This window comes from Apilactobacillus zhangqiuensis (genome assembly GCF_019656215.1).
Classification (GTDB): domain Bacteria; phylum Bacillota; class Bacilli; order Lactobacillales; family Lactobacillaceae; genus Apilactobacillus; species Apilactobacillus zhangqiuensis.
Genome location: NZ_BPLK01000004.1, coordinates 71535 through 96771 on the forward strand (window position 1 = coordinate 71535; position 25237 = coordinate 96771).

At 43.0% G+C, this 25237-nt stretch carries 1 protein-coding gene; it reads right to left on the reverse strand.

Going from position 1 to position 25237, the window contains the following annotated elements:
- Positions 1-4: 4 nt before the first annotated feature.
- A complete protein-coding gene (locus K5Q07_RS04765) occupies positions 5-25054 on the reverse strand; it encodes a DUF5776 domain-containing protein (protein WP_220729950.1) in 25050 nt (8349 codons plus the stop codon).
- Positions 25055-25237: the final 183 nt, after the last annotated feature.

The window sequence follows — 25237 nt, forward strand, 5'->3', positions numbered from 1 at the left end:
TCGACTATCTTACCTTCTTAACAAAGGTCTTGTTTGAAGTAAAGTATCTGTTGTGTCCTAGGTATAGTCTTGTCAATCCATAGTACTTAACAACCTTAACAACGTGAATCAATTGTCCTTGACGAACTCTTCTGATTACATTGTGCTTAGTGTATTTCTTACTTGTATGGATCAATGCTCCGGTAGGTTTAATTACACGGAATACCATTGGCTTGTTCTTGGTCTTCTTGTTACCACTGTTCTTAGTAGTCTTAGCAGTATTACCACGGTAATATGCATCTTGGACCATTTGACCAGCGGTTACTAGACGACCACCGGATACAACATATCTTGGTACACGGTTCTTGTAGTACTTGATACCGATAACCTTAAAGACATGTGCGTTGTATCTTCTTGAGTACTTGTACTTAACAACTCTTGAACTCTTGGAGAACTTAGTTCTTCTGTGAGTAAAGATGGTCTTAACGTTGTAAATATATCTTGGCATGTGAGCCTTGAATTGACGTTTGTACTCTGCGACGTATGCCTTAGCATATGCAGCTGAGTGATTCTTGGTAATACTCATTGGAATTGGACTACGCTTGATTGCGCGGGCACTTCCGTACTTCTTACCAATCTTAGTTTGACGGGCTGTTTCAATCTTGAATCCTTGGTTGTAAGTGTATGCGAATACTTGACCCTTAGCAGCTAATTGCTTAGCAGTTAACTTCTTGTGAGTACGAGCACTTGCTTGAGCTGCCTTAACACCTTGACGGTATCCGTTAAAGGCGTTGACGTACGTCTTACCACCTAATGCATTTAGTTGGGCATTAGTTAATTGAACCTTAGTCTTAGCCTTCTTCATTGCAGCAAGTGCAACCTTTGCAGCCTTGTAACCATTTACGTAGTAACCAGAATCAGGATTTTGCATTTCGATATTCTTAATTCCATCAGCGAAACCATCACCAGTTTGCTTGTATGCTTGTTCATACGAGTTCTTGTCGGTTCTACTGTTGAAGTTAGTCTTCTTACTGTTGTATAGGTAATCTTCTTGGGCTGGAATATCGTTTGCAGCCTTGTTGTAACCATTGTTGTATGCATTTACGAATGCTGGGTTAGTTTGACTTGGGTTCTTAGGATGTAGTCCCGCACCAGTCTTGTAACCTTCGTAAGCACCGGCAAATACTTGACGGTATGCATCTGGATCTAATCCATCAGGTACTGGAATGTCATTTACGTTATCAAACTTACCGTTTGCTTGAGCAAATGCTTGACCATCACGCAATGCGGCTTGAGCAGAATTGTAACCCAATACATAGTTTGGATCATCTGATTGTTGCTTATTACCACTGGTTGCGTCGATAATTCCGGCAACGACTGACTTAGCCTTTTGGTAACCAATCTTTTGTGCAGGGTTTGCATTGTCAGGTAGGTTATCATCGCCATCTACTAAGACCTTTTCGTATTGAGCCTTAGCATCGTTGTAACCCTTGGTGTGGTCTAGACTGTTTGCGTCAACACCACTTGCGGAGTTTGGCTTGTTGTCATTGAATTCGTTAGCACCATCGGTGAATGAATTCATGGCTTCGGTTAATGCCTTGTCGTATGCCTTTTGGTAAATTGGATTATCTTCGCTCTTAGCGTGTTGTCCTGCAGTTCCGTTCTTAACATCGTTAAATGCGGCTGCTGCACCACGGTAAGTGTCATCTAGATCATTTTGATCGATATGACTTTGAAGCATTGGATTTTGTTGTGCTAATTCGTAACCCTTCTTAGCATCGTTAAATCCAGTTGCAAATGAATTCTTTTCAGCTTGGGTAGTGAATGAAGCCATCTTGTGGTCGTAGTCTTGGCTGTCAGTCAAGTATGTCAAAGCACCATCTTGGGTGTTTGATTGACCAGAAGTTAATGCCTTGTCGTATGCGGCAACGTATGCAGGATTATTTGAGTCGTTTCTGTGTTGACCAACTGTATGGTTGGAAACGTCGTTAAAGGCGTTAGCAGCACCGGAGTAAACTTCATCGTAATCACTGCCACTCTTGTGTTGGTCGACTTGACTTGCGTCGACTTGAGCTGCGGCAAATGCGGCTTGAGCATCATTGTAACCCTTGGTGTAATCCTTAACCTTAGCGCCTGAACTTGCAAATTGCTTAGTGTCATCACTTAGTGTGTGTCCAAGACCAAATGCAGTGGCACCGCTATTTGCGTTAGCCTTACCTTCAGCCAATGCCTTGTTGTAAGCATTTTGGTAAACAAGATCTGAAATTGTTTGACCATGTTCACCTGGTTTGCCATCTGCGACATCGTTAAATGCGGCAGCAGCTCCAGCATATGCTAGACCAGCATTGGTTGTTTCATCAGCTTTGGCCTTATCATCAGGATTACCTTGCGCCTCACTGTATCCGTTTGTAGCGTCATTGAAACCAACTTGGTAAGCTTGCTTGTCAGCATTAGTGTTCAATTGGCGAGCTTGCTTTGGACCGTTGGCATCGATAGCACCATCATGAGCTTTTTCGAATGCTTGTTGTGATGCTCTGTTGTAAGCATCAACGAATGCCTTGTTGGAATCAACCTTAGCGTTTTGACCAGGTTGATGGTTGATAATATCACCAAATCCAAGTGCGGCACCACGGTAGACACGATCGTAGTTACTATCGTTAGTATGATCGTTTGCCTTACTGTGGTCGTTTTCAGCATCGGCGTAAGCCTTAGTTGCATCAGCGTATCCAGCATTGTAAGCATCAGTCAATGCTTTCTTGCCAGCGTATTGAGCAACATTGGTAGCTTGTGATGCACCCTTAACTGAATCATCAGCACCATTGTTTGCGGTGTTGAATGCTTCATTGAAGGCCTTGTTGTAAGCAGATCCTGCAACATCATTTACGACATTTTCCTTAGCTTGACCAGTTCTGTCGTTAACATCCTTAAATGCCTTAGCAGCATTGATGTAGACCTGATCAGCGTAAGAGTTAGTGTCGTGATGAGCGGCATCCAAGTAGTTAGTTTCAGCAGCAGTGAAACCACTTTGTGCTTGGTTGTATCCAATATTGAATGCATCCCTATCACTTGGCTTAGCTTCCTTAGCCAATGCAGCATCATGATCATCGTTGTTGAATGCCAATACACCGTTTAGAGCTGATTGCTTAGCTTGTGCTAATGCCTTGTTATAAGTCAATGTTGCTAGGTCGTTGCCACTCTTAGCAGGTGCTAATGGGTCGTTGATATCATCATTGAAACCAGCAACAGCGTTGGTGTAGACAACATCAAAGTTACTGTCAGTTGAATGAGTTGAACCTTGAGTTCTATCATTTTGAGCTAATTCGTAAGCACTTTGTGCATCACTTGCACCCTTGTCGTAAGCTTTCAACTTACCAGCAGCAGTTGGAGCATTACCAGCGGCATTTGGTGAGATGAAGTTAGTTGCACCATTCAATGCATCTTGAGTGGCTTCGACTTGAGCCTTAGCGTAAGCACTGGCGTAAACATCACTAGTGTTTTCCTTTTCACCAGCAGCCACACTATCAGTTGAAGCGTTAGCTCCAGGAGTGCCATTGATGACATCTGTGAATGCGTTCATTGCACCACGGTATTGTTCATCGTTAACACTGTCTGATGTGTGTTTACCATCGTTTTCACCTGAGTCTTGGACGCTCTTGTATACGTCACTAGCGTTGTTGTAACCAGTTACGTAAGCATCCTTATCAGAACCAGCACTGATTTGTTGAGCTTGAGTATCTCTATTCAAACCATTGTTGAAATCAAGTGTTGCTTGATGGATTTGTGCTTGGGCTTCCTTTACGGCACGAGTGTAGGCATTTTGATAAGTTGGTGTTTGGTTATCGTTTTGATGTTTACCAACTTCACCGTTGATTGTGTCGGTGAATCCGGCAGCAGCACCGTTGTATGATACATCGGAGTTACTGTCTGATGTGTGGTTAGCTTGATCATTTCTGTTTTGTTGAGCAAGCTTGTAACCATCGCCTGAATCTCTGTAACCACGGTCGTATACGTCAATCAAACCTTGATTACCGTTCAATGCAGCGATACCAGTTTGTTCATCGACATTGTTAGCGGCATCAGCGGCACCTTGGTTTTGGTATTGCAAACCAAGTGCGTATGCCTTGTCGTAAGCAGTTGTGTATACAGGATCTGAGCTGATTGAACGACTAGCCTTACCATTGTTTCCGGCAATATCGTTAAATGCAGCAGCAGCACCGCTGTATGACTTATCGACATTACTGTTTGAAGTATGGTTGAAGTTCTTGCTTGGATCTTGGATAGCTGAAACGTAACCAGTGTAAGCATCGTTGTAACCAGAGGTTACGGCGTTGATTACGGCTTGGTCAGTTGAACCATTCAAACCGTCAGTGATTTGCTTACCAGGAGTGTTACCTAGGATAGCACCTTGAGTTGCGTAAGCAGTAGCTTCGTTTGCAGCCTTAGTGTAAGCGTTTTGGTAAACAGGGTTGGTATCGTTAGCAAATTGACTGTTAAATTGGTCACTTGCAACATCATTGAATCCGGCAGCAGCACCCTTGTAAGCTTCATCGTAATCACTTGAAGTGTTGTGATTGATTGTGTTGTTAGGGTTGGTTCTTGCAGCAGCGTAAGCAGCGTTAGCGTTGGTTACACCGGTGTTGAACATCTTTTGAGCTGCTTGGTTGTTCTTGTAGACTGCAAGTGCTTGGTTGACTGCGTCATTTCCAAGTGGTGCAGTTTGAGCACCCTTACTTGCGATTGCCTTACCTTCGTTCAATGCACGAGCATAAGTTGATGCGTAAACTGGGTTGCCATTTGTGGCATTCTTACCAGCTTGGTTGTTAGCAACATCGTTAAATGCTGCGGCAGCACCATTGTATGCTTCATCGGTGTTGCTTTGACTTGTGTGATTACCTTGATCACTTGGGTTAGATTGTGCCTTAGCATAACTTACCTTAGCGTCATTGTATCCAGTTGAGTAAACGGTCTTAGCAGCCTGGTTATTACCAAATTGGGTACGACCAAGTGTTGGATTGACACTCTTACCGAAGTCAATTGCACCAGTTTGAGCAAAGTTAGTAGCTTCTGCAAATGCCTTGTTGTAAGCAGCGGTGTAAGCCTTGTTAGTATCTGAAGCCTTACCGGCATCAGATGACTTATGGCTTGCTACAGCCTTGTATGCGTCAGCTGTACCACGGAATGTTTCGTCAAAGTTACTTTGACTAGTATGAGTGGTATCTGCTGGGTTAGCAGTTGCGGCTGCATAAGCATTCTTAGCATCGTTAAATCCAGTTGTGAATGCACGTTTTGCTGAATCGTTTGGTAGGTTCTTCAAGCTATCAGTTAATGTTTGACCATTGGAGAATGCTTGAGCACCATCATTAGCATGAGCAACTGCTTCAGCCAATGCCATGTTGTAGGCGTTTTGATATACAGAACTACTGTCGGCGTTCTTACCAGCATTGATGGTGTTGTTTACAACATCATTGAATGCGGCTGCGGCACCACGATATGTGCTATCAAGGTTGCTGGTTGTACCATGTGCACTTGATTGAGTCATATCGTTTTGAGCAGCTGCATAACCCTTATCAGCATCGTTGAATCCAGTTGTGAATGCATTCTTAGCTGCGGTGTTGGCCATGTTCTTAACACCGTCGCTTAGAGCAACGTTAGTTAATCTAGCGTTGGCACCAGCAGTGGCGTTTTGTTGAGCTTCGGCCAATGCCTTGTCGTAGACAGCCTTGTAAACAACACTATCGTTATCACGGTGAGCACCTGGAGTATCGTTTGTCACATCGTTAAATGCGGCTGCGGCACCCTTGTAGGCATTGTCACTATTGGTATCGTTAGCGTGTTGACTAGCTTGACTTGGATCACTTTGAGCGGCTGCGTAAGCAGTTTGTGCATCAGAGTAACCCTTGTTGTACATCTTGGCATTTGAGTCACCAGCAGTTGATTGGTTCTTACCGTTAGCAAAGGCAATTGCACCCTTCTTGGATTGAGCAATTCCATGACTCAATGCACGATCGTACATTGCTTGGAATACATCTGACTTACCATCCTTAGCAGTAGTGTCACTTTCGTTTCCGTTAACAACATTGTTAAAGGCAGCGGCAGCACCACTGTAAGCTTGATCGTAAGCACTATCACTTGAATGAGTATCATTCATGTTAGCTTGTGCAGCAACGTAAGCACTTTGAGCAGCAACATAACCACTTACAATTGCATTACTGTAAGCAACTTGGTTATGAACGGTGTTGATTACATCGTTAAATCCAGTCAACTTACCGAATGCGACTGCCCCACGGTTTACGTAAGTTTTAGCATCATTTAGTGCCTTGTTGTATGCGGCAGTAAATACTGGATCAGTATTTCCGTTAGTACCTAGTGAAGTGTTTCCAACAGCAATTTCGTTAAATGCTAGTGAAGCACCATTGAATGTCTTGTCGGCGTTACCACCTGATACGTATGAACTTGGTTCAGTTTGGTTAGGATCACTAACGGCTGCGTTGTAAGCACCGGTTGCATCGCTAACACCCTTGTTGTAGATGTCGGTATCAGCATTGGTACTTTGAGTAGCAGAAGTGTTATTCAAGTAGTTCAATGCACCGGTTTGAGCAAGGTTAGTAGCGTAACGGTATACGTTTGAGTATCCAGAGTTGTAAACGTTAGTGTTGCTTGAAACCTTTTGAGGTTGGTTATTCAACACGTCGTTAATTGCATCAGTTACACCATTGTATGCTTGAGTGTAATTACCAGTGTCTGTACCGTGTGCTTGTTTGTAGTTGTTAAATGCATCTTGTTTTGACTTAGTTGCGTCGTTGTAACCTTGGCTAAATGCAAGTGATTGAATGTCCTTGTTAGTAGTGTTGGCGTTACCCATTAGAGCAGCGACAGCACCTAACTTAGCAGCGGCTGTACCTAATTGAGATGTAATTCCGTATACGGCATTGTATACCAATGATTGAGCTGCATTCGTTGGATTACTGTTGGTATTTACATTCTTGCTACCATCAGCAAAACCATTAACAGCTGCATCGTATGCGGCATTGTAAGCATCTTTACTGTATAGTGCCTTACTATCAGTACGAGTACCACTTTGGGCATCATTCATACCATTTGATTGGTCGGTTGCCAAGTTGTAACCAGCCATGTATGAAACGTTAGAACTATTTGGATCACCTAGACTCATCTTATCTGAGTAACCAGATTGAGCTTGGTTGAATCCGTAGTTTTCAGCGTTAGATACTTGATCAGTATTGTTTACACTAGCTGGTTGACTAGCACCAGCAGCAAATTCAGTAACACCATTAACTGCAGCATTCACAGCAGCTTGTTGAGCCTTCTTGTATGCAGCCCAGTAGACTGGTTTAGCTGAAGTGTCACTTGGGTAGTTGTTGTTACCTAAAGTACCATCAGCAAATCCGGCGTTAGCACCACTGTAAGCATCTGTTGCATCGTTAATTGCGGTGTATGCATTGGCATTTTGCTTGGTGTTGGCATCGTTGTATGCCTTATCGGCAACTTGTTGACCATATGCGTATGCATTTTGATCAGCTTGAGTCCAACTAGTTTGTGAGTTGTTTTGACCAGCGAACTTATCAATTGCACCAGCTTGGGCCTTGGCTCTAGCTGAGTCGTAAGCTGCATCGTACGCGTCTTGGTAAGCACGTGATTGACTTGAACGGGTATCGAATACTTGCTTAGTTTGACGAGCAATTCCAGCGAAGTATCCGTCACGAGCACCGTTGAAACCATCTTGGTCATTTGCACTTGCATTAGTGTTTGGATCAGTGGTTGTTGCAGTTGGGTTGGTCAATCCGTTAAATGTGGCGATACCATTTCTGGATTCCTTAGCGGCTGTATAACCTAGTTGATATGCCTTAGTTTGACTAGTGTCTACGCTCCCACTTGGGTTGCTTAGGTATGCTTGATATCCAGCTTGGGCGTCATTGTAACCCTTTTGTTGAGCAATGCCATCAGCTGTAATTGCTGGTACTTGAGCATCAGCTTGGATGTAAACATTGGCACCGTTGCTTGCTGAATTCAAACCACTAGCCTTAGCCAACTTGTAAGCATAATCGTATGCGTACTTTTGAGGAGCTAATGATGAATCCATTGTAGTATTACTGTTGTAACTACCGTCGTGGTATCCATCACGAGTTGCTGCATAAGCAGCTTTTTGAGTATCGGTACCGACGTAATCTGGACGACTTGGGTTGTTCGAAGCATCAGAGATACCTAGTTGAACATCCTTAGCCATACGAGTACCAGCCTTGTATGATGAATCCTTACCAGTAGTGTCAACTAATGCAGTTTGGTTGATTTGGTCATTGAAACCAGCCTTGATGTGATCGTATGCATTAGTGTAAGCAATTGATTCTGCATCGTTTTTACCTTGGTCTGCATTGTAAGTTGTATCCTTAACAGCTTGGAAGTCCTTGATTGCTTGAACAGTTTGAGCTCCAGCTTGGCTTCTAGCGTTGTTGTATGCAGCTTGGTAAGCAGCGGTTTGTGAAGTAACATTAGCAACATTTCCTAGTTTTCCATCAGAGAATCCGGCTTGAGCCCCGTTAAAGACTTCTGAAGCATCGGAGTTATTAATGAACTTGTTCTTGTTGTTAACGTCATCGTGAGCCCATGCATAAGCACTTTGGGCATTGCTTTGACCGGCATTGTATGCGGCTTGTTGTAGAGTGTTGTAACCACTTGGGTTATTCTTTCCAGCAAGTTGATCCAATGCACCTTGGTTGGCGATTGACTTAGCATCGTTGTATGCGTTGTTGTATGCATCCTTGTAAGATTGACTTTGTTGACTCAAGTCAGCTTGTGGGTTGTCATCTTGACCGTCAGTGTATCCGGCCTTAGTACCGTTGTAACCATCAGTGTAGGCATTGATGTAGTTTTGATCCTTGCCATCCTTAGATAGTTCATCAGCACTCTTGATTGAGTTACCGTTCTTAGCATCTTCAGCACCATCAGTAGCACCTGAAAGTGAGTTGAAACCAATTAGGTAAGCACTATCAGTTGAAGCGTTAGTTGACTTGTTGTCCTTAGCGTCTTGCTTACCAGTTTGAGCAGCAGCTGCACCATTGTTTTGAGCATCGTTTGCCAATGTTTGACTACCGAAGTCGGTAGTTCCCTTAGATACGAATTGAGAAGCACCGTCATTTCTTTCATCATTTGCCTTCTTCATAGCGTAGTTGTAAGCAGTGACATAGTCTAATGATGCCTTGCTCAAATCACGCTTGGTGTTGGCGTTTGCATCACTGTAAGCATCCTTAGTTGCTTGGTAAGCATCACTTGAATCCTTAGTGGTATCTTCGTTTTGCTTGTTGAATGCATCCCTGTATCCATTAACAACCTTTTGACCTGCAGCGTATGCTTGTTGACTCTTAGCGTCTTGGTATGTCAAACCACTCAATGGTTGACTCTTCAATGCTTGAGCGTAAGCAGCCTTGGCGTTGTTGTAACCATCAATATCGGCTTGAGTGTCACCAGTAGGTGCGGACTTACCTGCCATGAAGTCATTGTAACCTTGGTTGTAATGTTGCTTCATTAGAGTCATCGCAGCACTGTATGCGTCTTTGTAAACTTGGTTGTTGCTGTTTGGATCAGTTGATGGAAGGTTAACATCAGCATCTGGGTTGTTGTGCAATGCTTGCTTAGCAGCAGTAGCTGCTTCAAATGCAGTATTGTACATTGGACCAGTTTGTGATTGTTGGATTTCACCGTTGGCAACGTTTTGAGCTGCAGCTAGTGCAGTCAATGCTTGGTTGAATCCAATCTTCTTAGCACTGCTGTCGTTAGCACCTGGTTGAACGTTTAGGTTCAAAGTACCATCGGCATTCTTAGCAGCATTAAGAGCTTCTTGATAACCAGCCTTAGCTTCGTCAAATCCTTGTTGTAGCAATTGTTTTGCTTGATCTGAGTTAACTGAGGTTTCATCGGCTGAACTCTTACCATTTGAGTATTGTGAACCAAATTGACCAGCACCCTCTTGGTATTGAGTTTGTAATGATGAAACTGCCTTGTTGTATACATCTTGGTAAGAAATTGACTTACTTGCAGGTAATCCGGCTGGATTATCTGGGTTAGATGAAACAGCACTTGCGGCATCCTTGTAAGCTTGTTGTGCATCATTGTAAGCACTTGGTTGCTTGGAAGCACTTGCGATGTTTTGACCATTGATAGCATCTGCTAATCCATCTTGAGCAGCCTTAGCCATGTCACGACCCATTGTGTATGCGGCGGTAACATTGCCAGTTGGTTGCTTGTTGTTAGCAAAGTCATCATGTCCACGTTTTGCATCGTTGTATCCGATGTTTTGAGCAAGTGACTTGATACCTTCATCAGTTGATGGTTGGTTACCACTTTCGTAGTTCTTAGCACCTTCCATCGCTTGAGCGCCACCATTATTCCATGCTAATTGATATACATAGTTGTAAGCAGCGGCTTGAGCTGGATTAATTGGGTTACTGTGTTCTTTATCTCCACTAGCACCGTCTTTGTATCCGTTAACTGAAGCGTAGTATCCGTTAACAGCGGCATTGTATGCGGCAACTTGGGCTGGAGTCTTAGAACCATCCTTACCATAGTCGGTAATTGAACCGTTAGCATTAGCGTCAGCCACACCTTGTTTAACTTGGTCTGACATTGCTTTACCAGCTAAGTATGAAGCATCGTGGTTGTTAGGATCAATGGTTTGAGGATTTGCGTTGGCATCATTGAAACCTTTTTGCATTTGGTTGTAACCATTAGATTGAGCAACACTCAATGCATCTTGACCTGAACTTGCAGGGTTAATGTCACCACGTTGGAAAGCTGCTTGACCCTTTTGAACGGCATCTAGTGCTTCTTGTCTAGCCTTTTCGTATGCAGCCTTGTAAACATCTGATTTACCAGTTAGGTCAGCATCAGTACCACTTGTTCCGGCACTGAATCCAGCCTTGGCACCATTAAATGCTTCAGAACCATCTGAGCCATCTGGGTAAGTGTTGTTTGCACCAATATTAGCCTTGGTTGCGTTGTATGCGTCTGTCGCATTTTGCTTACCTGCATTGTATGCAGCCTTTTGTGGAGCACTCCAGTTGCTTTGACTATTGTCTTTGCCAGTCATTGCATCTTGAGCACCTTGGTTAGCGATTTCCTTGGCCTTTTCGTATGCCTTCTTGAATGCATCGATGTAGGCTGGTGACTTACCAGTCATGTCAGGAATACCTTTGCCGTTTGGTCCGGCTAAGTATCCTGCTTGAGCACCATCGTAAGCATCCTTTTGACCTTGGCTGGCGTTTGGATCTAATTGACCACCGTTTTCGTATGCGTCATAACCGTTCATACTGTTTGAGTATGAAGTGTAACCGGCCATGAATTCCTTGTTAGCCTTTTGATTGGCTGTAGGAGTTGCACCGTTAGCTGCGGCATCATGACCTGCCTTAGCATCGTCATAACCTTGCGCCTTAGATTGTTCAATTTGAGTAGTACCTGTTGGTCTGCTTTGACCTGATAGGTATTGTTGTGCCCCAATTGATCTTGAGTTTTGAGCTTCGTTAACAGCTTTGTCGTAAGCTTGGATGTAATCGAATGACTTACCAGCTGCCTTCAATTGAGCATCACTTTGAATAGTGCCACCTGCAGTCATTGCAGCGGTCACACCATCGGAAGCACCGTTGTAACCATCAACTTGGTGTTGGTTTTGACTTCCGGCACTACCTTGGTTGTTCATGGCATTAGTGTATCCGTTGTATACAAGTTGTCCTTGGTTGAAACCAGCTTGAACACCACTTGTAGCATTGGTTGCCATTGTTGAACCTTGCATTGCCGTAGCGTAACCTGTCTTAGCATCGTTGTAACCTTGTGTTACTTCACTAGGTACATTTGATGGAGTAGCTTGACCGCTTAGGTATTGTGAAATACCTGATTGGTAGTTAACCTTCATTTGATCCACAGTTGCCTTGTAAGCATTAGTGTATGGAGCAGTTGAAGAGTTGCTATCACTTGTAGCGACGATATCTGAAATGTCTGGGTTAGCATCAAATGCGGTCTTAGCAACGTTAGCTGCGGTTAACGCCTTTTGGTAAATTGCGTCATTGTTTCCTGTATCACCGGTAGTGTTTCCGTTAGCTACTTGGTTAGCAGCCTTCAATACAAGTTGTCCTTCAGCAAATCCAGCCTTTTGAACTGGGTTGTCTGATGAACTTGCACTACCGTTTAGGTTATTACCATTAATGGATTCGTTGTAACCACTTAGCATGTCATTGAATCCTTGGTTAACCAATGTTTGAGCTTGAGTTGAAGCAACACCACTTAGGTTAGCTGAGCTGTTTCCATTTGCGTATTGGTTAACGAATTGGTTTTGACCCGCAACGTATTGACCTTGTAGGTAAGTCTTAGCTGCATTGTATGAATCGTTATATGCAGTTGACTTGTTAGCAAATGTTTGAGCTGAAGTGTCTTGTGGGTTTGCAGTTACATAGTTGAATGCATCTGTGTATGCTGTTTGAGCATCCCCGTATGCAGTAGCGTCTAATGCGGTACCTTGACCACTGTTAGTTGCGTTTTGAGCATCAGCTAAACCACTAGCAGCTGACTTAGCAGCATTGTAACCAGTCATGTAAGCAGAAGTTGATGATTGAGCTGCCTTGTTGGCAACAAAGTCATCATGACCGCTCTTAGCTTGGTTGTAACCGGCTAGTGTAGCAACTGAATTGTAGTCACTACCACTTGCTGGTTTACCAGTGTTTTGAACAAATGCTTGCGCACCGTTTGAAGCACTAGTTAAAGCTGTTGATTGAGCTTGACCGTATGAGTCCAAGTAAACCTTGGTTTGAGCAGCATCGCTTGAACTTGGAGTTTGACCGGTAGTTGTACCGTTAATAACATCCTTGAATCCTGCGATAGTTGCGTTAAATGCGGCAACTTCAGCAGCTGATCCTGATGCAGTTGCATTAGGATTTGCGATTGCGGCATTGATTCCGTTGGCTCTATCGATTGCCATTTGAACACCGGCAGTGTATGCAACGTTGGTGTTAGTACTGTCGGTAGTACCACCAATTTGAGCTGCGTAACCTTCACTGGCATTGTTGTAACCATTATATAAAGCTTGGTTAGTTGCATCAGTTTGACTTTGCTTGCTGGTATCGTCAGCATTCTTAGCGAAGTCAGCCACACCGTTTGAAACATTGGCACTAGCTTCTGCTTGGGCCTTGTTGTAAGCGGCTGTGTAGACTGGGTCGTTTGATGCTGGTGTACCATTGCCACTGATTCCTGCTACGAAACCATCGTGAGCACCATTGAAGGTGTTGTATGAATCAGTTCCTGCAGTGTATGGGTTGATGTTGGAAGCAGATAAGTCTGACTTAGCTTGGTTGTAACCAGTAACTGCGTTGTTCTTACCTGTTTGATATGCATCTAATTGTTTTGCTTTGAATTGTGAAGTATCAGTTGTTGGATTGGTTGATAATGCATCGATTGCACCTTGAGTTGCCTTAGCTTTGGCATCTTGGTATGCAAGGTCGTATGCAACTTGTGAGGCTGGGAAGACTTCATTGTTAGTGTATTGAGCAGTTCCGTTCTTACCATCTCTGTATCCATCAATTGCTCCTTCGTAACCACGTTGTTGTTCCTTGTAAGGAGCGTTGTATGAAGCAGTATCCGAGGTTGCGTTTTGTGCATCGTTATAACCAATTACAGCATCAACATATGCGTAGAACCCTCTCATGAATGATGAGTTGTTCTTTTGATCATCTGTTAAACCGGTTGTGTCCTTGCTTTGATGACTCTTAGCATATGCAAAACCTTGGGAAGCATAGTTGTATCCTTCCATAATCTTGGAGTATTGACTGTTTGACTTGTCAGGAGTTTGTCCTCTTACGAAGTTAGTTGAACCTGTTAGAACAGCGTTCTTAACGTCATCGTAAGCCTTAGCATATGCCTTTCTGTATGCCAAACTAGCTTGTGCTAATTGTTCATCTGTTTGCTTTGAACCAGAAATTGCATCCTTGTATCCGGCAGTAGCACCATTGTTAGCGTCATTTTGAACTGAGTCGGCTGTTGCTGTGGTGTTGTTTTGCATTGCGGCGTTGTAACCAGACAATGCTCTTTGACCTACTGCTAGACCTTGTTGAGCACCGGAAGTTACGTATCCGTAAGGGTTAGTATCTGGATAGTTAGGACCGTTTAGAGCGTTATCGAAACCATTGTTGGCATCATTGAAACCAGCAGTGTATTCAGTTGAAGAGTTAGCTGGTAATGGTTGACCACTTAGAAGTTGTTGTACCCCGTTTGAGTATTCAGTTGAAAGACTGTAAACAGTAGCACTGTAAGCTTGTGAGTAAACTGGGTTATTAGCGTTAGCATCAGTTGATGGAGCCTTACTTGGGATATCTGGGTTCATATCAAATGCGGTCTTAGCAGCAACGGCTGCGGCAAATGCCTTTTGGTATGAAGAATCGTTGTTACCAGAATCTGGAGTAGTTTGACCACCAGTAACTTCGTTTACGGCATTTAGTGCTTGTTGTCCTTCAGCAAATCCAGCAGTGGCAGCACTTGTTGTTAATGATGGAGTGTTTGCCCCACTCATACCATCTTGGAATCCTTTAACGGCTTCATTGAAACCTTGGTTGATAGCACTGATTCCTTGGGTTGACTTAGCAGAACTAGTATCAGCTTTGGTTGTACCAGATGCATACTTGTTCAAGAATTGTTGTTTACCAGCATTGTATTGACCATTTAGATCTTGCTTAGCTTGGTTGTAAGCGTATTGGTAAGCAGGTGTGTTGTTAGTTTGAGTAATAGATGTGTCATCTGGGTTACTTGCAAGAGCTGAACTAGCGTCGTTGTAAGCAGCTTGAGCATCAGCATAAGATGATGTATCTGCAACTGTATTTTGTGAATTCTTGTTACCGGATTCAGCTTCTGATAAACCAATTTGAGCAGATTTGGCGGCGTCATTACCAGTTACGTAAGATGGATTATCAGTATTAACTTGACCGTTTAATCCATCAGCAAATCCAGCTTGAGCTTTCTTGTAACCGATTTGTTGTGCTTCAGCACTCAATGCATTATCTGCATTCATTGGTCTGTTACGAGTGTATGATCTAGCACCAAGACTTGATTGCATTCTACCTTGTCTGTATGCATCTCTATATGCATCTGTGTAAACTTTGGCTTGAGTTGAATCTGTTGGTTGACTATTGTCATTTACGGCGTTGGCACCATCTTTGTAACCATTAACAGTTGCGGCATATGCTGCTTTTTGAGTAGCATTTCTACCATTGTAAGAACTGCCTTGGTCTGGTGAATTGATGGCGTCATTTGCACCTTGATTTTTATCGTCAGACAACTTGATTCCGGCTTGGTAAGAAGGATTGCTGTTAGAACTTGTTGTTTCATTGTTTTCGTCATCGTAACCTTGTGATGCTGCTTGGTAACCGTGACTTTCAGCGTTACCTAAAGCATCGGTTGCACCTGACTTAGTGTTATTGCTATTTGCAGCAAAGTCTGTAACCCCTTGCTTAGCAGCAGCCATTGCGGCAGCTTTAGCTTTGTTGTAAGAAGCTTGGTATTCAGCTGGTTGTTTTGAAATGTCACGAGTTGCACCGACTGTTCCATCGGCGAAACCAGCCTTAGCACCATTGAAGGTATTAACCATGTTAGTACCATTGTTGCTTGGTTTGGTTGCGTTGATGTTAGCTTGTGCTTCGTTGTAACCGTTTTGGGCATTTTGAACACCAGTGTCGTAAGCCATTTGTTGTTCAGGGTTCCAAGTTGAGTAGGCAGCTGGCTTGTTACCACTAAATGCGTTTTGAGCACCTAAGTTAGCCTTAGCCACCGCATCGTTGTAAGCATCTTGTTGAGCTGCGGTGTATGAGTTGGATTGAGTATCTGCACCCTTGTTGTCAGAAGGCTTGCTTGAAAGGGTATTTCCGGCATTGGCACCTTCTAGGTAACCATCCTTAGTACCGTAGTAAGCGTTCTTGGCATCTCCAGTTAATCCTGAATCATCCTTGTTACCTGGAGCAACTGCGGCATTTGAACCACTAGCTGTGGCAACCCCTTGGTTGAATCCAGTTACGTAAGGTTTATCAGTATTAGTTGGTTGAACAGAACTTGAAGTTTGACCTGCTTGTTTACCATCTGAGAAACCACTAGCAGCGGTATTTACACCGGTTGCGTAGTTGTTATCTGATTGCTTAACTTTTTGATCAACAGTTCCCTTGGTGTAGTCATTTGCACCAGCTTGTTGACGACCAGAAGCATTACCTTGGTTGTAGGCGTTTTGGTAAATTGCGTTGTCAGCTTCGGTTGTTTGGTTAGCGTTCTTGTTTGTTGAATCACCCTTAGTGCTTGCAGCACCGTCTTTGTAACCATCAACGGCACCTTTGTAACCTGATTGGTATGCACTAGCATTAACGCTGTTTTGACGAGAAGCAGGTACTGAAGTATCGCTTGAAGTGTTTGGATCGTTCTTCACAGCATTGATACCATCGTTAGCACCGACTTCTTGTGAGTATGCCACTGCGTATAGAGGTGATGTGTTAGTTGTGTTTCTAGTGTTAGTTTGAGCATCGACTAAGGCTCCCATAGTGTCCTTGTAGCCAGGTTCGGCGTTAGCATTGATGTCTCGCTTGCCAGCTAGGAAGTCGTTCATAGCGTCTTGGTAACCCTTTTGAACGGACTTAGCCATATCGTATCCAGCTTTGGCATTTGGATTAGTTGGTTCACTTGTTGGGTTTGTGCTTAGTCCTTGCTTAAATCCGGCAGTGGCGTCGTTGTAAGCTTGTAGATATACAGCTTGGTTAGCAACTGTTGATTGACTGCTTGGATTTGCAACCAATCCAGACTTAAAGTCTGATAGACCTTCTTCACTAGCAATGATGGCATCATTGCCGGCCTTGTTGTAAGCCATTACGTATGCTGCAGTGTGGCTTGAATCAACGGCAATTGGAGCAAATGTACCATTTTGTTTTACTGAAGCGATTACGTCAGCAACACCCTTGTAAGTGTCTGAATTAGAGTCACTTGCACTTGGTGAGGCCTTACCTTCAGCTGCTTGGTAGTCGGCCTTAGCTTGTTGACCTACTGCGTATCCACGGTTATATTCCTTAGAAACGTTGGCGTTGTTAGCACCACTAATTCCATCGGAGTAACCTGCTTGGGCATCAGTATAACCAGTTTCGTAGTTATTGTCTTCTGCACCCATTGAGCTACCCTTCAAGAAGTCGGTTGCACCGATTTCTTTTCTACCAACAGCATTACCTTGGTTGTAACCTGCTTGGTAAGCTGGGTTGTTCTTTTCAGGAGAAGCGTCTTTGTTAGCAGTTGATACTTGAGTGCTTGCGTTACCGTCATGGTAACCATCTAGGACTGCGTTGTATCCAGTCTTGTATGAACTAGCACTTGAAACTTGGTTGTTGTTAACAGCATCGTTTGGTCCAAGCTTTTGAGCAGTTGATGCTGATTGAGCTAGCTTGGTCATTGCATCGTTGATACCTAATTGTTGAGAAGCAACGATTGAGTATACTGCTGAGTTGCTTTGCTTGTTAACTTGATTGTTATTAGCATCGATGATTGCTTGGATGGCATCCTTGTAACCAACTAATTCTGGGTGAGCATTAGGGTTCAAGTTACCAGATTGAGCGTCTAATAGAGCCTTTTGGTATCCAGCTGAGTAAGTTTGTGCAGCTTGGATTCCGGCAGTTTGACTAGCGTTGGCACCAGTTGCGTTTGGATCAGTTAATCCTGCTTGGAAACCAACTTGAGCATCATTGTATGCTTGATCGTAAATCTTTTGAGGTTCACTGTATGGAAGACTTGCGTGACCTTGTCCACCGATGAAGTCATTGGCACCTTGAGTAGCACTTGCTCTTGCTTGGCTTAATGCTGTGTTGTATGCATTAGCGTATTCAGCGTTAACGCTGTCGCTAATTTGCTTGTCAGCAATCGCGTTCTTAGCGGCATCGGTAGTTGCGTTGTTGTAGTCATCCAATGCTTGTTTTGCACCAGCGTATGTTTGACTACCATCTGAAGCTTGATCATTTACGGCCTTAACGTAGCTATCGTGCTTGTTAGCACCAGCATCGTATCCGGCGATGTATGACTTGGACTTACCAGCTTCCATTTGGGTTTGTTGGCTAGGTCCGTTAATCAAACCATCTTGGTAACCTGACTTGGCGATGTTGTATCCATCAATGTATTCGTTGTTATCTGATTGGATAGGTTTACCATTTACGAAATCAGTAGCACCAATGTTAGTTTGGTTAGTTTGTCTTGATAGCTTAAATGCATTTTCGCTTAGATCGTTATCTTGACCAGCTGGAATTGATTGTTGGTTGTATTGGTAGTAAGCACCTTGGTAGATTGCCTTGTATGCTTCAGCTTGACCATTATCGTATCCAGAAGGAATGGTTAGATTGTTAATATCAACCTTAGTACCATTATCGAAGTCGTCCTTAGCTTGCTTCAAAGCAGCTTGAGCGGCAACGTAACCCTTGTAGGCAGTTGTAGTAGTGTCAGCTGGTTGACTTGAAGCCATTGCACCAGTGTAGATGTTCTTACCATATACATAACCTGTACTTTGGGCGTTTTCACTTGGCTTAGCATTATTTGCCTTAAATGCAGTCAATAGACCTGACTTAGCCTTGTCCCAACCGTTTTGGAATGCGAATCCGTCTAGGTTAGTTGGGTTGTTTGGATCGGTTCTAGTAGTTCCGTTAACGAAACCAATTGCACCATTAGTGTATGCAGTAACGGCATCTTGAGCAGCAATGTAGTAAACCTTCTTGTATAGACTTGATTTACTGTCTGCAGGTGTCTTAGTTACCCCACCATTTCTAACATCGTTAAATGCGTCAAAGACAGCTTGAGTAACGTCGTCACTTGCTGTGGTTGCAGGACTTGATTGGTTGTTAGCGTTTTGGAAGGCTTGTGCTTGAGCTTTACCTTCTGCTAGACCGGCTTGGAATGCGGGACCAGTGGTGATGAAACCTTGGTTCTTGTAATTGGTCATATCTGAATCAGAAGTTGATCCAGTGATTCCAGCTTGGAATCCAAGTGCCTTGTTCAAGTAACCTTCACTGTATGCTGGTGTCTTATCATATTTGAATGCACCAGTGTATGGAGTTTGATTATCAAAGTCACTTTGACCATTGTTGTATTCAGTTTGTAGTGAGTTGAATAGGATGTTGTAGAAAGCATTGTAGACAATACTGTCCTTGTCCAAGTCACTTTGGTTTTGACCAGTACCTCTTAACATGTCGTTGTAAGCGTCGATTACGGCATTGCTTGCATCGTTGTTAGCGTAAGTGCTGGTTGGCAAACTAGTGTCGTTTTTAACATGAGTTGCTGTTGAAATGTTAGCAGCAGTGTTAATTGCTGCTTGGTAAGTAGCTTGACCTAGTTGGTAACCATTTTGGTATTGTGGTGAGTTGCTGCTACTTGAACCTGATAGTCCATCTTGGAAACCAGCAAGAATTGCGTTAATAACAGCGTAGTAAGCTAATGTCTTACCACCCTTATCTTGTGGTGTAGTAGCACCAGTTACTCGACCATATACCAAGTCATTGTAGGCTTGTGTACCTAGTTGTTGACCAACAGTCAATGCTTGGTTGTAAGCCAACTTGTAGATCTTGCTCTTGTTTGTAAGAGTAGTTGTTGTTTGTTGTGAATTTGGATTGTATGCACCATCACTGTACCCTTGTACGGTTGCATTAAATGCATCGTCAGAATCGGCGTTAGCAGAAATGTTAGCTGGTTCTGAACTTGCATCGGTGTTGGCTGCATTAACCCCTGCTTGGAAGTTTTGGTATTGAGTTGCACCAGCCTTGTATCCAGCTGAGTTAACGTTAGCACCATTTTGAGCAGTCTTTTGGTTGAAACCATCACTAGCATCGTTGTATCCAGCAACACCGAATCCGTTGATTGGACTAGCATTACTCTTTAGGTATGCATTGTATCCATCGGCATATTCCTTGCTACCACGAGCGTCGATGAATTGACGTAATGCTTGGTATAGTGGTGCAGTTGTGTCGTTGGTTGCGTTGTAGGTAGTTCCTTGAAGGTTTGCCAAAGAACCGTAGAATGCGTCTACGGCAGCTCCATATGCAACTGTTGGATTATTTTGTGATGTGATGTTCTTTCCTTGAGCATCAAGCACTAGGAATGCTTGCTTTGCACCAACGTTTTGGGCGTTGAATGCGTAGTAACCAATTGCGGTGGCACCGGCAGTGTCAGCTGTGTAGTTACCCGCATCTTCGATTCCTAGATCTTTATTAGTCTTACCTAGGTTACTCAAAGCGGTGTTCAATCCTGCACTAGCGGCGTTGAAACCGGCAGTGTAGTTGTTTTGGTAAGCAGCGGTTTGACCAGATGGAGTGCTTAGCTTTTGGTTGTTAGCAAAGGCGTTGGCACCATCGATGTAACCTTGGGCGTCCTTTTGAGCTTGAACGTCTGCTGCGTACTTTTGAAGACCAGCATTAAAACCAATTACGTAAGAGTGATCGGTACTTGTAGTAGTTGGGTTTTGAGTAACTTGTGATTGACTGTATGCATCATTGTAACCTTGAGTAGCAGCGGCAATACCATCTGCGTACTTAGAGTCACTAGTTTGCACACTTGTATTAACTGAGTTATTTACATAGTCGTTAGCACCGGCAGTACGACGACCTTCGTCCATACCGTATTGGTAACCAGAGTTGTAAACGGCTGGTTGAGTGGTGTCCTTGTTGGTTGATGTTGGGTTAGTTCCAGCGGAACCATCCTTGTATCCATCAACGGCAGCTTGGTAACCAATCTTGTAAGAACTAGCTTCACTACTTTGGTTAGCGGCACTATCACTTGCTGTATGACTTGCACTAGCGTTAGCTAGAACAGCAGCAAGACCGTCTTTTTGACCTTGGGCAAATGCAGATTGAGCTTGGTTGTATGCATTACGGTAAGTAGTTGCACGAATAGAGTTATCTGTTTGTGCGTAGGCTTGTGGTAATCCATTCTTGAAGTCACTAATTGCGTTTGCGGCAGCAATAGGTCCGATTGCGTTGATGTAACCAGCTAATTGAAGTTGGTTTAGACCTGTTTCTGGTTTACCTAATAGAGCTTGGTATGCACCAAACTTAGCTTGTTTGTAAACCATTTGGTCAATTGCACTACCGTCTGGGTTCTTTTGAGTAGTTCCACTCAATTGACTTGGATCACTAGCTTGAGCTTCCTTAATCTTTGTGACATCCTTACCAGATACTGAGGCAACGGCTGCTTTAACAGCGTTAAATCCAGCTTGTGCTGAGTAGTATCCAGCAATCCCTGCAGGTGGAATTGGAATATCAGATGATGGAGTTGCAGGTGGTAAGGTCTTTGACTTAGCACCATTTACCAATGATTTACCAATTAAGAAACCGTTTGTTTCTGGACGGTTTGAGTTAGCATCTGGATTATCTGCAGTTGAATCAGGCATAGTAATAGCGTTGTTAAAACCAATTACGGCTGATAGATATGCAGCTGCAGCGTTTGGATCGTTTTTGATACTGTTCCAACCAGAACCATTGAAACTACCGATAGTAAATGAACTACCAGCTTTTTCATCGTTCTTAAATGCATCGATGGCCTTCTTATCAGCAAGACCAATTTGAATACCAATGGCTGGGAAACCATCTAAGTTAAGATCATTACTTGAGTCAAATGAAGTCTTACCATTTTGACCAGTTAAAGTGTATAGGTAGTCAGTAGCACCCTTTAAGTAACTTTTGTTCTTGTATTGACCATAGTTCTTTTCGTTTCTAGCGGCAGTTAGACCGGCACGGTATGCTGCTTCTTGGTACCCCTTGATGAATGCATCTGGGTTAGCTGAGTTGTTGTAACTAGCTAATTGAGTGTAATCAGCATCTGGGTTATTAGGGTCGAATGCAGCATAACCGGCTACGGCACCATCGTATCCACTCAAGTAGTCAGCACTGGTTTGAACATTGAAGGTACGACCAGCCTTGGCGTTACCGTTACCATTGATGGAGTCATTGATACCATCAGTAGTACCTTGGTTAGTTTGACCAACATTACCTTGACTAGTTTGCATAGCCCCATTGCTGTCGTACTTAACCTTACCGTTACTGTCCTTATTGTAACCTTCGGTGGTATTTGTGTATGTTGTACCATCTGTAGCTTGCACAACGGAACTGATTCCATAAGTAAGTCTCATTCCAGTGAATAAGTTGTTTACCAATGTCTTTGGAATGTTGAATGTGATTGGTACAACTTGGCCATCTTGGTAGTTGGATGGTAGTACCTTAGTGTCTGAGTATTGATTTGGATCGGCAGGAGCATTGCCGTTTGTAATTGTTGAGTTTGTGGCTGGGTTGTTAATCAATCTGTTTGGTAATCTGACAATTGATGAACTTCCTCCAACGTATACACCTACGTAGATTGGACCATTTGATGGGTCGTACTTAGCAATCTTAGCGTAAGCAGTTACTGTGGCTGTTCCGTCTGAATTCATGGTCTTGTTGATAGGACCTACGAATGAAACTGATGGAACGTCACCAATTTCTAATCTATTAGGGTCGCTAATTGTCCCAGAAACGCTGTTTCCGGAGCTGTCGACACCTGTGTAGTTAGTTGAACCTGAAGGCAAGTTAAAGTAGTAGAACAACTTGTTATCAACGGATACGGTGTATGCACTGATAGAGTTGTTACTAAATGATCCGGTATTTGGATTCTTTGCCAAAACAACGTGGCTGGCACCAACGTTGTTAATGTTCAAGTTACCGTAGAATGGAGTCATTCTTTGACCGGTACTATCTGTAGCAACGATTAAGTTACCACGGTTACCAACGTTCATTGATCCACCAGAAGCAAAGTTGATAATACCGTTGTATGCAGCAGCTTGTCCTGGGTTGTTAGTTAATTTAATTTGAATTAAACCACCGTTTAGGACGTTAACGTTTGTATTGGCCTTAAAGTCAAATACTTGGTTGTAAACGCCAGGTTGCATTGAATCTGTAAGGAAGTTAATGGCACCACCATTAACGTTAATTGTGGTTGCACCCGCAGTTGCGATACCACCACCAGAGTAATTTCCACCACCGGCTTGTGAGTAACTTGGAATAATGTTCAAAACGGCATCCTTATTAACATTTAGTTGGCCACCACCAGAGAAGTAAATTCCCCAGTCACCACCGTCATAAGTACTTTGACCATTATTTTGACCACGTGGAATCAATGTCATCTTGGAACCTTGTCCTAAAGTAACATTACCATTGGCGTTAATGATAGTAGCACCAGTTGATCTAGCAACTGTACCAAAGTAGTTAGCATTTGGTTCTAGAATGAAGTTGTTAATTTCAAGGTTTTCCTGATTACCTCCACCTTCAACGACAACTCCGTTAGAACCTACCCATGGAGAGTAGTATGTTGGGTTGGAAGTATCTTGAGGCACCAACACGTTAACGTTACCGGCAAAATAGGTATCGTTGTTAGTGGCACTCAATAATTGAGAACCAATGTAGTTGATGTTCTTGTAGTGTAGGGTTTGATTACTGCTTGCAGGCGCAAATGGACCGTAGTAGTTGTATCCATAAAGTGCTTGAATGTTTTGAATATTGATTTGAGAAGCAGTATTAACTCTGTATGAAACACCGTGCATATCCAACATGTGGAATTGACCATCAACTGTGAATGGACCAGGATTACCGTTGTAAGTGTTGTTATTTTCACCAGCAAATGGTGCACCGGTAAAGTCCACATCGGCAGCTAACTTAACTGTCTTAATGTTACCTGGAGTGCCACCCCCAGTTGAGTAGTTAGCTTGACCGTTAGTCATTACAGCATCAAATTGGTTAGAGTTGGTAACATAAGCTATCCCTTGATTGATATTGTTTACAACATCATTAAAACCAGTAACATATGCTGAACCATATTGAGATGATGTGATTGCCTTTGGCAAGTTGTTCTTTAGGTAGTTGTTCTTGCTATCGTATTGTGCCTTGATGGCATCCTTAGCACCAATGTACGCGAGGTCGTATGGATTTTGCGAGTTGTGTAAGTCGGTATTTCCATTGTCATAAAAGTCATATGATGTTGTGGTTCCGTCACCTCTAACACCTGTCCACTTACCAGCTTCGGCATCAGCATAACCTTGTTGAGTCAATGCGTATGTGACCCCTTGATCAAAAGCAGATAATAGTCCCGATTTTTGGGCGTACTTGTTCCTATCGTTGGTGATTAAAACATCATTTGCAGATGGAACATTGATAGTAAAGCCATTAGTGAATTGCACACTATGGTTGTTAACACTATTCAACTTGGCTAAAAGTGCGTTTTGATACTTTTGAGCAGAAGAGTATCCAGCTTTAGTATCATCCGCACCACCCTGGTTAGGGTTACTTGGGGTGTTGTAGCTTAATGGCGTACCATCTGTTGGCGCGTTTGTATATGAAGTGTTATTACCCGATCCAGTATCTTGATTAGTAGTATTGTTAACACCACCACTGTCACCTTTAGCACCATCTGAGGTGTTACCAGTGTAACCCTGTGGTTTATTTGGTGTATTACCATAGTATGTTGTATCTTGCGTACCTGTACCTTGACCCTTAGTATCAGTGTTGTATGCATTCATTGCACTAAGAGCACCAGCATAACCAGCTTGGTAGTAGTCTTGGGCTTGACCACTATAGTTAACTGCGTTATTTCCCTTGTTGTTGTAAGCATCAGAAGCACCTTGACTAATTTGTTGACTGAATTGCGCTGAGTTATCAGTATTATCAGTGGTGCTTGATGAGCTATCTCCATCACGGTTAGTTAATTGATAATTGCTATCATCTTGTTGACTATTATTAGAGTAAGACTGATTTTGGGCAGACTGGTCCCCTGAATCATTAGAATTATTATTATCTGAACTACCGTCAGAATTAGAATTACTTTGATTATTATTGGCTGATTGAACCACTTGTTGTGAGTTGTCATCGGCCTTAGCAGAAACGCTGTTCATGCCGTAAGCAGATGCACCCAAAACAGATAAAGTCGCAATGGATACTACTACCCATTGTTTCTTTACTTTTTTCATGATCTTTTTATCATTAGATTTTATGAATTGATTTTTATTATATTGCATATATATCGCCCCTCTTGTCACGATTTTTATGTAACTATACAAGGTGTCTAATTACTCTAATCTTAATCTAACACTATTTTACTCTTTTGTTCATAAAAAGCCTCTAATAAACTCATTCTTAAATTTTTCTTAAACTTTATCTATACTTTTTATATGCGCATACAAAAAAGAGCCACTGGAATT

Excerpts from the sequence above, each read along its gene's own strand:
- K5Q07_RS04765 (WP_220729950.1), bottom strand. The coding sequence starts at position 25,054 with ATGCAATATAATAAAAATCAATTCATAAAATCTAATGATAAAAAGATC.